Annotated in this window: 10 protein-coding genes and 1 pseudogene; 7 read left to right on the top strand and 4 right to left on the bottom strand. The window is 34.9% G+C overall.

Annotated elements, in window-relative coordinates; translation table 11 throughout:
• Positions 1-96 precede the first annotated feature (96 nt).
• Together topA and LB100_RS03130 are read right to left on the bottom strand one after the other, a co-directional pair.
• Positions 97-2,547, bottom strand: coding sequence for a type I DNA topoisomerase (gene topA / locus LB100_RS03135; RefSeq protein WP_456201431.1), 2,451 nt, complete (start codon positions 2,545-2,547; stop codon positions 97-99).
• A 424-nt stretch (positions 2,548-2,971) separates the two neighbouring features.
• Complete coding sequence (locus LB100_RS03130) at positions 2,972-3,136, bottom strand: hypothetical protein (RefSeq protein WP_456201429.1); 165 nt, start codon at positions 3,134-3,136, stop codon at positions 2,972-2,974.
• A gap of 146 nt (positions 3,137-3,282) precedes the next feature.
• On the opposite strand from LB100_RS03130, the gene LB100_RS03125 reads away from it, so the two are divergent.
• Positions 3,283-4,554: an MFS transporter gene (locus tag LB100_RS03125; RefSeq protein ID WP_456201428.1), complete on the top strand. Its 1,272-nt coding sequence runs from the start codon at positions 3,283-3,285 to the stop codon at positions 4,552-4,554.
• A gap of 66 nt (positions 4,555-4,620) precedes the next feature.
• On the top strand, positions 4,621-5,964 hold the full coding sequence (gene radA, locus LB100_RS03120; RefSeq protein ID WP_456201426.1) for a DNA repair protein RadA: 1,344 nt from the start codon (positions 4,621-4,623) through the stop codon (positions 5,962-5,964).
• A gap of 784 nt (positions 5,965-6,748) precedes the next feature.
• Here the strand turns inward: radA and ftsY are convergent.
• Complete coding sequence (gene ftsY / locus LB100_RS03115; protein ID WP_456201425.1) at positions 6,749-7,660, bottom strand: signal recognition particle-docking protein FtsY; 912 nt, start codon at positions 7,658-7,660, stop codon at positions 6,749-6,751.
• 176 nt (positions 7,661-7,836) lie between these two features.
• On the opposite strand from ftsY, the gene iscU reads away from it, so the two are divergent.
• Genes iscU through LB100_RS03095 form a run of 4 tightly spaced genes read left to right on the top strand, consistent with a single transcriptional unit; the run spans position 7,837 to position 10,936 of the window.
• Positions 7,837-8,220 carry a Fe-S cluster assembly scaffold IscU gene (gene iscU, locus LB100_RS03110; protein ID WP_007302620.1) on the top strand — a complete coding sequence of 128 codons (384 nt, stop codon included), beginning with the start codon at positions 7,837-7,839 and terminating at the stop codon, positions 8,218-8,220.
• 5 nt (positions 8,221-8,225) lie between these two features.
• The gene (locus LB100_RS03105) at positions 8,226-8,612 is read left to right on the top strand and encodes a HesB/IscA family protein (protein ID WP_006012614.1); all 387 of its coding nucleotides are present in this window, start codon (positions 8,226-8,228) and stop codon (positions 8,610-8,612) included.
• Entirely contained in the window at positions 8,605-9,063 is a 459-nt protein-coding gene (locus LB100_RS03100; RefSeq protein WP_265022219.1) for an iron-sulfur cluster co-chaperone HscB C-terminal domain-containing protein, read from the top strand. The genes LB100_RS03105 and LB100_RS03100 overlap by 8 nt, the downstream gene beginning before the upstream one ends.
• Positions 9,041-10,936, top strand: coding sequence for an Hsp70 family protein (locus LB100_RS03095; protein ID WP_456201422.1), 1,896 nt, complete (start codon positions 9,041-9,043; stop codon positions 10,934-10,936). The genes LB100_RS03100 and LB100_RS03095 overlap by 23 nt, the downstream gene beginning before the upstream one ends.
• Positions 10,937-10,939: 3 nt before the next feature.
• Here the strand turns inward: LB100_RS03095 and lepB are convergent, their stop codons facing one another.
• Positions 10,940-11,725, bottom strand: a complete 786-nt coding sequence (lepB, locus tag LB100_RS03090; protein WP_456201421.1) for a signal peptidase I — start codon at positions 11,723-11,725, stop codon at positions 10,940-10,942.
• A gap of 199 nt (positions 11,726-11,924) precedes the next feature.
• Here lepB and LB100_RS03085 point away from each other — a divergent pair.
• Positions 11,925-12,038, top strand: a pseudogene (locus LB100_RS03085) (TrbC/VirB2 family protein); the annotation flags it as partial.
• Between the last annotated feature and the right edge of the window lie 43 nt (positions 12,039-12,081).

Below are 12,081 nucleotides of genomic sequence, written 5' to 3'. Positions count from 1 at the left end.
TTTTTTTTTGGTCTAGTTTATGGGGTGCATTATAGTTCCAGCGTGTAGCGCTGGAACAACAATAAAGAACATATAAAGAATGGTTATGCAAGAAGTCTACTTTTTATTCTTAATTAACTCTAAAGCCTTCTTCAGATCTATACTTTCAATATCTGCATTCTTGCCCAAAGCAACGTTTGTTTTACCGCATTTTATATAGAATCCGTACCTACCGTTGCAGATAAAAACTTCTTTTCCCTTTTCATTAAAACCAAGAGATTTTAGCTCTTTGCGTGGGCTGCTCTCAATAATTTGTATAGCTTCGTTTAATTGTGTGTCTAATACCTCCTTAGAGCTTTTTTTAAGAGAAAAGTATCGACCATCATAGAGAATATAGTACCCAAATCGTCCAAGACCTATTTTTACTTCTTTTCCAGTTTCAGGGTGCTCTCCGATTATTTTCGGCAGGGAAAGTAATCGAGTGGCGGTATTTAGATCAATATCATTAACATTTATATCTTTTGGTACAGAAATCTTTTTTTTCTTTTCTGACTCACTATTAAACTCCAGATAAAGTCCAAAAGGACCTTTTTTGATCATTACCTCTTGGCCTGTCACATCATCTATACCCAAACTTTTTGGATATTCTGAATTGTCATTACTGCCCGTAATTTCTTTTGTATGGTTGCATTCAGGATAGTTAGAACATCCAAGAAACACACCGGCTTTTCCAAAATTTAATTTCAATATACCGCCAGAGCAATTAGGACATTTTTTACCTATTTCTTCCTTTCCTTCCTCTGAGCAAAACCAATTGACTACCAAATCATGAATACCACTAAAAATCTCATCATGTGTCATTTGCTTAACAGAATTTACATGATTAAAAAATGGCACCCAAAAATAGCCTAGTTCTTTTTTCCAATCTGCATGTCCATTTGAGATTGAATCAAGCCTTTCTTCCATTTGTGCTGTAAAGTCATACTCTACACAACGCTGAAAAAAAGTTTCTAAAAATATAGTAACGATTTTACCGCGGCTGCTTGGAATAAATCTTTTGTTATCCAATGAAACATACTCACGATCTTGTAATACTGAAATAATTGTTGCATAAGTTGACGGGCGACCTATACCGATTTCTTCCATTTTTTTAACGATACTTGCTTCACTATAACGAGGTGGCGGTTGAGTGAAATGCTGTTTTGGCTCAACTGAAATCAGCTTACATGCTTCCCCTTCCTTCATGGCAGGTAGCAGGCCTTCATTTTCGGCTTCCATGTTATCTTGATAGACTTTATAAAAACCATCAAAGAATATACTTGATCCACTTGCCCGCAGAATCACTTTCTGGTCAATAGAACTAATTTCAACTACCACTTGATCAAGAATCGCCGATTCCATTTGACTTGCAATGGTTCTTTTCCAGATTAAATCGTACAATTTAAATTGCTCTGGCGTTAAGTAATACTTAATACTACCCGGCGTTCTATTAATATCAGTTGGCCGGATTGCTTCATGTGCTTCTTGAGCATTTTTGACCTTTTTTACATATTTACGAGGAGACTGCGGTAAATATTTATCACCATATAACGACTTAATTGACCCTCTAATTGAGTTTATAGCCTCATCTGCAATATGAAACCCATCTGTACGCATGTAAGTTATCAACCCTACGATTTCACCACCAATATTGATACCTTCATATAAATTTTGCGCTACTCGTATAACATTTTTCACATTAAAATACAGTTTATTCACTGCATCTTGCTGAAGACTTGAGGTGATAAATGGAGGAAGCGGGTTTCTCTTAACTTGCTTGCGTTCTACTGTGCTTACAGCATACTGCCTTGACTCGATCTCCCTGACTAAGTTCTTTGCCTCTTCTTCATTTTTAATATCAAATTTTTCTAGCTTCTTATTGTCATAGTGACTCAGCATAGCAAAAAAAGCCTCATCTTTGCTATTTTGCATTTCTGCCTTTATGCTCCAATACTCCTGTGTTATAAACTTACTGATTTCATCCTCTCGTTCGCATATAAGCTTTAATGCAACAGACTGCACTCGCCCTGCAGATTTGCTTCCCGACAATTTTGTCCACAGCAGCGGTGACAAGCTAAATCCAACTAGATAATCCAAAGCTCTGCGTGCTTGCTGTGCACGCACTAAGTCCATATTAATTTCACGTGGATTTTTTATAGCTTCTTGCACTGCTTTTTTTGTTATTTCGTTAAAGACTACTCTATGAATGTTGCTTTCATCATTGATTGCTTTTCTTTCCTTTAGTGCCTCTATCACATTCCAAGCTATTGCTTCCCCTTCTCTGTCTGGATCTGTTGCAAGGTATATATCTGATGTTTTACTAGCTTCCTTGACTAACTCTTTTACATACTTTTCTGCTTTTTCAATAATCTCATACTTCATGGCAAAGTCATTATCAGGATCAACAGAACCATTCTTCGCTGGCAGATCTCTGACGTGGCCAAAGGATGCAGCCACTTTAAATTCTTTACTCAAATATTTACCTATCGTCTTTGCCTTTGCCGGCGACTCAACTATCAATAATGCCATAATTATTAGTACTTAAAGGTAATATGTTGAAATATATAGAATAAAAAGTAAAAAAATATTTTAATGGTCTTCTCAGTTTTTTAAGTGAATTGTTTTAATGTTAGCAAAAAACCTAATGAAAGAGCCTACTTTACAAATTTCCCCAACTTCCTTACCATAAGGATAACGCTATACTATTTATCTTCGTCTGTGGAGATTAAACGACAAAAGCATAACGCAGTTGTCGTCTTATTTTTAATTTTTTGCACTATGTGCATCTTATTTCTTTACAAAACTTCCAGTTTTTTAACCATATAAGCTGAAACGAGCTGTTTAAGACAGGCCAATTTTCAGGATTAGAGCTAGCTAATAGGGGGTTTCTTTTGTCTTTTTTCTACTTGGTAAATTTCTTGATATTTGTAGCTAAAGTAATTTAAGAGAGGTGTCATCCCAGTGCTCCGACACTGGGATCCATTTTTCCATCATCAGAAACGTTGATTACTTTTATACTCGTAAATTTAACTGGATCCCAGTGTCGGAGCACTGGGATGACAAGAAAAGGAGTACTGGAATGACAAGAAGGACATTCCACCATGTCATTCCAGCGCATGACCAGATTTTCTTATTTGATCCCAGACTGGCTGGTTATGCAAGTTCCAATTTTAATAATATTTACATGTAAGCCATACGCTTGAGTTGCAAAGTTCTAAAAAGCAGCCAAAATAAAAATAAGTAGACATTTACAGATTAAACTAAGTGTACAATCAACAAACAAGAGTATTGATTGCAACAATACTCTGTAGAATCGCAATATGGTATGACCATATGCTCTTTATTGATCTGGTTAATATAATTAGTAGAGAATTTTGTTATGCAAAAGATATCTACTACAGCATATTGCAATTGTTTGGAATTGCAGGACTGGGCGCTATGGTAAGACCACTTGGTGCATTCGTACTTGGTCACATTGGTGATAGGTATGGAAGGAGAATGGCGTTAACGATTGCTATCTTGCTAATATCGATTCCTTCTAGTCTCGTTGCGTTTATTCCAAGTTATAGTAAAATAGGAATAACCTCTACTATGTTGCTTCTTACAATCCATCTGATACAAGGGGTTGCACTTGGCGCTGAGCAAGGAGGTAGCTCTGTTTATCTCATAGAGCATTTACCTAATAAGAAAAAACTAGGAATGTTTTTTGGAATAATAAGTTTTGGTCGCTCCATTGGCATATTGCTCTCTGTCGTTGCAGTGATCATCTGTAAAAAAACCACTGATTTTAACGCTTGGGGTTGGAGGCTGCCGTTTATTTTTTCAGCTATTTTAGGATTAATAAGCGCATGTAGTATATATACACTAGGAGAAACTCCAGCGTATGAAAAAAATCGAGAACAAAGAAATTTACCTAATGTACCAATAATAGAGCTTACAAAACGCTATAAAAGAGCCCTGATACTTGCCATTTTAATATCTGTACCTGTTAATGTTGCTGTTGGATTTACCATATTTCTTAGAACAATTGCAAAAGAAATAGTGTCTGTTGAAACTTATGTAACAACGTATGTCAACGAAGTTGTACTCATTATAACCAGTATATTAATGCCGATATCTTCAATAGTGCTTGGAATTTTAGCTGATAAAACAGGAAGAGAACGCACTGCAATCTTATTTATAGTGATAACAATGGTAATATGTTGTCCTATGTTATCTATTGCATATTACTATAAAAGCTACCTAATAATTATGTTGAGTGTGATGGCTCTTTCTATAATCGAGAGGGGTATTAATCCTATAGGGATAGTTACTGCTGAGCTTTTTCCTACTAATGTTAGATTTAGTGGTGTGAGTTTATCACGTAACATTTCTTATGCCCTGCATGGTGGATTTACTCCTATGATATGCACTTGGTTTACTATAATGTTTCCTAAAATAGACTTTGCTGCTGGGCTTTATGTAATTTTTTGCTTATTAGTCAGCTTAGTAGCAATATTGCAAATAAAACCACAAGGTAAAAAGTGTGATTGGTAATTTTCTCTATTTAAATTTATTTCACTTATTTAGCTAATTTTTATTACAATTATAATTTTGGCTTTTATGAAAACTGCATACGTATGTCAATTCTGCGGTCATAGCACTGGAAGGTGGGTAGGAAGGTGTGTTGCATGTGACAGTTGGGATACGGTTGTCGAAGAAATAGTACTAAAAACAGAAACGAGAAGTACATCTGCACCAATTTCAATAAAAGCGTTATCAGATAGTGAAATTATTACCCCCGATCGTTTTTTAACAGGAATAGAAGAGTTAGATAGAGTTTTTGGTGGAGGTATCGTTCAAGGTGCTAGCATTTTAATTGGTGGTGAACCTGGAATTGGAAAATCTACTCTTTTGCTTAGGATTGCAGCTAATGTTGTACAACTTTCCTCTTTTGAATGTCTTTATGTATCTGGCGAGGAATCTTTAGAGCAAGTGAGCCTCAGAGCAAAGCGTCTTAAGATAAATGAACCTAAAATTAAGCTTTTATCTACAGTATCTTTAACTGATGTAGTAGCAACAATAAGGAAAAATAAAAGTATTAAGTTCTTGATAATTGATTCTATACAAACTATGTATGATAGCAAAGTCACATCAGCACCAGGAACTGTAACTCAAGTCCGTACCTGCGCTCATGAATTGACTGTTCTTGCAAAGCAATATGGTGTTTCTCTCTTAATAGTTGGCCATATAACGAAAGATGGACAAATAGCGGGACCTAAAACCCTGGAGCATATGGTAGATACAGTACTATATTTTGAGGGTGAAAATAGTAATCAATATCGCATTTTACGTACTATTAAAAATAGATTTGGCCCTGCAAATGAAATTGGTGTTTTTGAGATGTCTAAAGCAGGACTCATGCCTGTTGATAATCCATCATCATTATTCTTGACCGTACATGATAGAGAAGTAGTTGGCAGCGCCGTATTTGCAGGAATTGAAGGCTCAAGACCAATCTTAATGGAAGTGCAAGCATTAATAGCAAGGACTAATATGGCAACTCCAAGAAGAGCAGTAGTTGGTTGGGATATTAATAGATTAGCTATGATAATCGCGGTTCTAAGTGCTCGTTGTAAAATGTTTTTGCATGATAAAGAAGTATACCTAAACATTGCAGGAGGACTCAAAATACAGGAACCATCAGCTGATCTTGCTGTTGCTGCTTCCCTTATTTCAAGTTTAGTAAATTTACCGCTACCAACTTCTTCAATAATCTGCGGTGAAGTTGCACTTTCAGGAGAAATTAGGAATGTTTCGCATGCTGATCTCAGGCTAAGGGAAGCACAAAAATTAGGATTTAAAAAAGCGATTATGCCTAAAAATGGCAATTATTCTTCTCATGATATTGAGATAATTAAGCTTGGTCATATAAAAGAGTTAAAAGAGATCTTCAATCACAGTTAAATATTATCTGCATGAACATTTTGCTTGTGGGAAGGATGTTATCCCAGCTTCCATAATGTCATCTGAGTAGGTGACACTGGCTTCTTTTTTTACTGTTTTTACTGTAATTAAAAATTCATTGGATCTTGATTATATATTTCCTCTGCTATAAGCAATAATTTTTCGCTCTCATCAAAGAGACTTTTTGCTCTAGCTGCTAATTTCTCACTAATTTGTGGTAGACATTGTCATAATATACTCCTTAAATTTTTAAAATATATTTATGTTGGTATACAAGTATCAATATTACATTAATATAATAACTTTTTAGGCATGAGTGACAAGCTGAAGTGGTTTTTAATTACTCAAAAAACAGAAACGTTTCTATTTCCTACACTTTCTAAAACCATAGGTACCAGTTGGTTTTTAGCTAAAGTAAAGGTCAAGTATCTGGAATTCTGGACATAAAATCCTCCTGTGTAAAAAAGAGTTAGAAAAAAATGCAGTGCACATACGACAGATATACACTGAAGAATACATTCTTTAATAAGTTTGATTAAAAAGTCTGCAGACTAAAGATAGATTTTGAGCTCTTAAAATATCTCTATTTGTAATTATAATGAGATTGAAAATATGCGGAAGTAATTTTTATACGTTAACGGCTCACCCAACCCACTTGCAATCTGGATCCCAGACTGGGATGACAAGAAAAGGCTACTCAAATAGGAAGTACTGGAATGATACCATCTAAAAACGGCTTCTCATGATAATTAAGCTTGGTCATATGAGAAAATTAAAGAGATCTTCAATCACATTTAAACAGCGCTTCAGCAAACTCTTTGCCAGTAAATTCCCTCAGGTCTTCTATATTTTCACCAATTCCTATAGCGTGTAATTTCACCTTATAAGCTTCTGCAAGCCCAATCACTACTCCACCTTTGGCAGTACCATCTAGCTTTGTTACAATTAACCCGGTAACACCAACCATTTTACTAAAGGCCTCTAATTGGCTATAAGCATTTTGGCCAGTAGTTGCATCAAGAACTAAAATAACATCATGAGGAGCAGTATCATCCAATTTCTTTATCGTTCTATGTATTTTTGACAGCTCTTGCATGAGATTTACATTGTTTTGTAGCCTTCCTGCTGTATCAATCAAAACAACATCAACGATATCTTTTATCGCTTGATTTACAGCTCTATATGCCACACTTGCAGAATCGCTACCGTGCTCTCCAGTAACAATAGAGCAATCAGAACGTTCTGCCCAAATATTTAATTGCTCACTCGCAGCAGCTCTGAATGTGTCGCACGCAACAAGCATAACGGATTTTCCTTTTTCCTTATATTTATGGGCAAGTTTACCTATAGTTGTAGTTTTTCCATTACCATTCACTCCGCATACCATTATTATGTGTGGTTTTTTATTCAAAATGAGCGGCTGCACAACAGGGTTTAATATTGTTTCTATTTCGCTCATTAACTGCTGTGTGATAATGTTATGTTCAACTTCTGATTCAAATTTGATACTTGCGAGCTTATCAATAAGCAATCTAGAAGTTTTATGACCTATATCCATGCTAATCAGCAGCTCTTCCAGATCATCTAAAAGCGACTGATCTAATTTTTTTTTGCCAGAAAAAATATTTTTTACTCCATCACTAAAACGGGAGGAGGTTTTTAATAGTCCTTGATAAAGATTACTGAATAAACTCAAGAAATACTCCTTCTAAAATTACCATATAAAGAATGACATGCACTATATGTATTTGTAAAGTAAATACACTCGTAACCTATATATTTTGTGAGTAAAATGTACCGCTTGCTAGTGTATTTTACTTTAGTTTTTAACCTAAATATGTTATAATGTAAGTAATGGTTTACGGGTAATCTATGAGTTATAATGAGAAAATTTTAGATCATTACGAAAATCCAAGGAATGTTGGTTCTCTGGATAAAAATGATCCAAATGTTGGTACTGGTTTAGTTGGTGCACCATCATGCGGAGATGTAATGAAACTGCAAATAAAGGTCAACGATAAAGGTGTTATTGAAGACGCAAAATTTAAAACTTTTGGTTGTGGTTCTGCTATAGCTTCAAGTTCTTTGCTTACAGAAATGATCAAAGGAAAAACTATTGAGAATGTAACAAAGATAAAGAATACTCAAATAGTGGAAGAATTGTCTTTGCCGCCAGTAAAGATACACTGTTCAGTACTTGCTGAGGATGCTATAAAAGCTGCTATTCATGATTATCAAAATAAACAAAAACATTGAGGAATATGAGTGAATTTCAAGGAGTAAATTCTGTTAAAAAACCTATCACTCTAACTGCAAATGCAGTAGAGAGGGTAAGGTTTTTATTGGACAAAAAGAAGCATGCTAACCTTGAAGAAGCAATAGGAATAAGAGTTCTAATTAAGCAAAAAGGATGCTCTGGTTTAAAATATGATATTGAATATGCATATGATGTTCGTCCTTTGGAGTCGGTAATTGAAGAAAGCTGCAGTGATGATCAAAAAGTCAAGGTGCTGATCGATCCAAAATCTATCATGTTTATCCTTGGCTCTGAAATGGATTATGTAGAGGAAAAATTCTCATCAGGTTTTATTTTCAAAAATCCTAATGAGAAAGGAAAATGTGGTTGTGGAGAGAGTTTTCATGTCTAGCAACCATTTCACATTATTTGGAATTGAACCGGCTTTTAACATCAGCTTTGATGAGCTGGAGAAAAAATATATTGAGCTAAGCAAAACTGATATAAATGAAAGAGAGTCCAAAAATATGGAAAGTATCAACAAAGCTTATCAGGTACTGAAGTCACCGCTAAAGCGTGCCGAACATTTGTTGGATCTTTTTGACGTACAAAGCAAAAAAGAGCATCTTGATCCTGAAATATTAAATGAATCAATGGAAATAAGAGAATACTTTCTAGACTGCGATGATTTACAATTTGCAAGTAGGATGATTGATGAAAAGGTAAAAGATTGTACTAAAAACCTAATTAATGCTTTTGCTACAAAAAATTTTGATGAAGCTGCTACGCAAGTTTTTAGATTGAGATATTTATATAAGTCATTTGAGGAGATAAAGGAAAATGCGGCCAGTTCAAATTTCTGAACCAAGTTCAAATGAGGTAGTTTTTGGTATAGATCTTGGAACTACTAACTCTTTAATTGCCATGGTAAATAAAGCTGGCAATGTAGAAATATTTAAAGATGAGCAAGGTCGTGAACTATTACCTTCTGTCATTTCATATGAAAAGGATGTACTAAAAGTAGGCTACGATGTTGGCGAAAACGCTATCTGCTCTATAAAACGCTTAATGGGTAAAAGTGTTAAAGACTTGCATAAAGAAGGTATCAATTGTGAAATAGATAACGAAAGTGAAAAAGTTATTAGGGTAAAATGCTCAGAAGAAAAGTATCTCACTCCTATTGAGATCTCTGCTGAGATACTAAAAACTCTATGCAAGAGGGTAAAAAAATTCACAGGGATGAAAGTTAACAAAGCAGTGATTACTGTACCAGCTTATTTTGATGATTCAGCACGTAACGCAACCAAATATGCAGCAAAATTAGCTGGCATAGATGTTCTTCGCCTCATTAATGAACCAACCGCTGCAGCACTTTCTTACTCCATTGGAAAGAACAATAACAGTGGCATATATGCAGTTTATGACCTCGGTGGTGGAACATTTGACATTTCAATATTAAAATTACATCAAGGAGTGTTTCAAGTTCTTGCAGTTGGTGGTGATACTAAACTTGGTGGTGATGATTTTGATCATCTACTTAGTTTAATCGTGCTTGAAAAGTATAGAGAACAGGTAGGTTTAAATAAAAAATGCTCTAGTGTCATCCCAGTGCTTCGACACTGGGATCCAGAAAGTTTGATTGCAAGTGAACACACCAGAAAGTTATATAATAAGAACTGGATTCCAGTGTCAAGCACTGCACCATCTGATACAACTACCTACAAATTACAACATTCATACACTAAAACTGGTATCTGCAATATACGTGCTATAAAAGAGTACCTAAGTGAAGATACCTCTGGCACTTTTGAATTCAGCATCAATGGTGAATTATTTAAGTGCAAAATTACCAAAGAAGAATTCGAGCAAGCAATCAGTCCTTTGGTTAATAAGACTATAAATATAGTTACTCGTACTATAAGCAACATAGATCTTAAAATCGATGATATAAAAGGGGTAATTTTAGTTGGTGGCGCAACTAGAGTGCCATTAGTGCAAAATTCACTAATCAAACTCTTTGGCAATAAAGTGCTGAATGATGTGGATCCGGACAAAGCAGTTGCCAATGGGGCAGCTTTGCAGGCTCATTATTTAACTTCAAACTCAAAAGATAGGAATATTCTCCTTGATGTGCTGCCTTTATCACTTGGCATAGAAACTATGGGGGGAATAGTTGAAAAAATTATACCAAGAAATACACCACTACCAGTTTCAGAAATAAAAGAGTTTACAACTTACGCTAACGGGCAAACAGCAATGAAAATTCACGTTTGTCAAGGAGAACGTGAAATGATAGAAGATAATAAATCTCTAGCACGATTTGAACTCAAAGGTATACCAAAATTGCCTGCAGGTTCTGCAAAAGTTGAAATAGGATTTACAGTTAGCATTGATGGAATATTGACTGTCACTGCAAGAGAAAAAACTACTGGAGTCGAACAGACAGTTGAAATAAATTCAAGCTCTGGCTTAAGTGAAGAAGATATTCAAGATATGGTCAATCAGTCAGTAAGTAACTTTAATGAAGACATGAAGGCTCGTTCCCTTGCAGAGGCTAAAATTAACGGTAACAAGCTCATACATCTAGTTGAAAATGTTTCCACTGAGCAAAAGTTAAAAATTTTACTACAGAACGCAAAAGACGCTTTACAGGAAAATGACTTAAACAACATTAATAATGCTATCGCTGAGTTAGAAAATTCTGCTTTAGAATTATGCGAATCATCAGACAGATAGAATTTACACAACTTTGTGCAGTATCCTGTCAAATCTCAGGGTAACAGGTAATCTAAAGTTAAATGGTAACCAATCAACTTTGCTTAATTTAAACGATAAACCAACCATGTTCACGCGTCCAATTATATTTTCCGCTGGTATGAACCCAATTTCAGGAAATCTACTATCAAAAGAATTATTTCTATTGTCTCCCATCACAAAAAATTGATCATCAGGTACATAATAAACTGGAGTGTTATGTGATAGCTTATTGGATGCATTGTCTATTAAAATCTCATGTTCCTTACCGCTCGGAAGTGTTTCTATGTATCTTGTTATATCACGCTTTGACTCATAATCAAAAAAACTTTCAATTTGCCGCCACTCTACTTTTTGATCATTTAGGTACAATTCTCCCTCTATCATTTGCACTTTATCGCCAGGTATTCCTATTACCCGCTTAACAAATCTAATGCTATCATTTCTTGTAGGTTTGAAAACTATTACATCACCACGCTCTGGAGGGGTATAAAAAATTCTGCCGCTAAAGATGTTTGGAGAAAACGGGAAAGAGTGTTTACTGTAACCATATGAATATTTACTAGTAAAAATGTAGTCCCCCTCAAGTAGAGTGCTTTTCATTGAACCAGAAGGAATATGAAATGGCTCAAATAAGAGACTGCGTATTGATAGAGCAATCAGCAGCAAAAAAAACAGTGAAGATAAAAACTTTCTCGTTCTTGCTATCCGGTTCTCTCTCAACTCTTTCAATTTTATTTTCTTTATAAATTTAAACTTATCATAACACATAAAAGTGGTAATGTGAAATTTTACTCATAAGTGTTATTGTTCTTTTTCGAAAGTCGAAATAAGTTCTCAAGTAATTGGCAATGATTGACAACCAATAGACATCGTTTGCTATGTAATATTGTATAAATCACAATGCTAGTTTTACTGAAAATTATACTATTTTAGATATAATTATAATATTTAAACTTAAGGTATAGGGATGAACCCTACAATTAGAAAGGTTTTTTGTATTCTACTTATAGTATTATTTATTTCTTTTTCTCATGTTGGAAGTGCTGCTAACTCTAATGACGATACAACTGCTCAAGTAGTTATCTAAGTGGGAAAAGTCGCCTCTCCCCACTCGACTTCAGAAC

This window comes from Wolbachia endosymbiont of Protocalliphora sialia, assembly GCF_053891855.1.
Note: the sequence above shows the minus strand (reverse complement) of the source record. Positions and strands in the feature narration are given on the sequence as shown.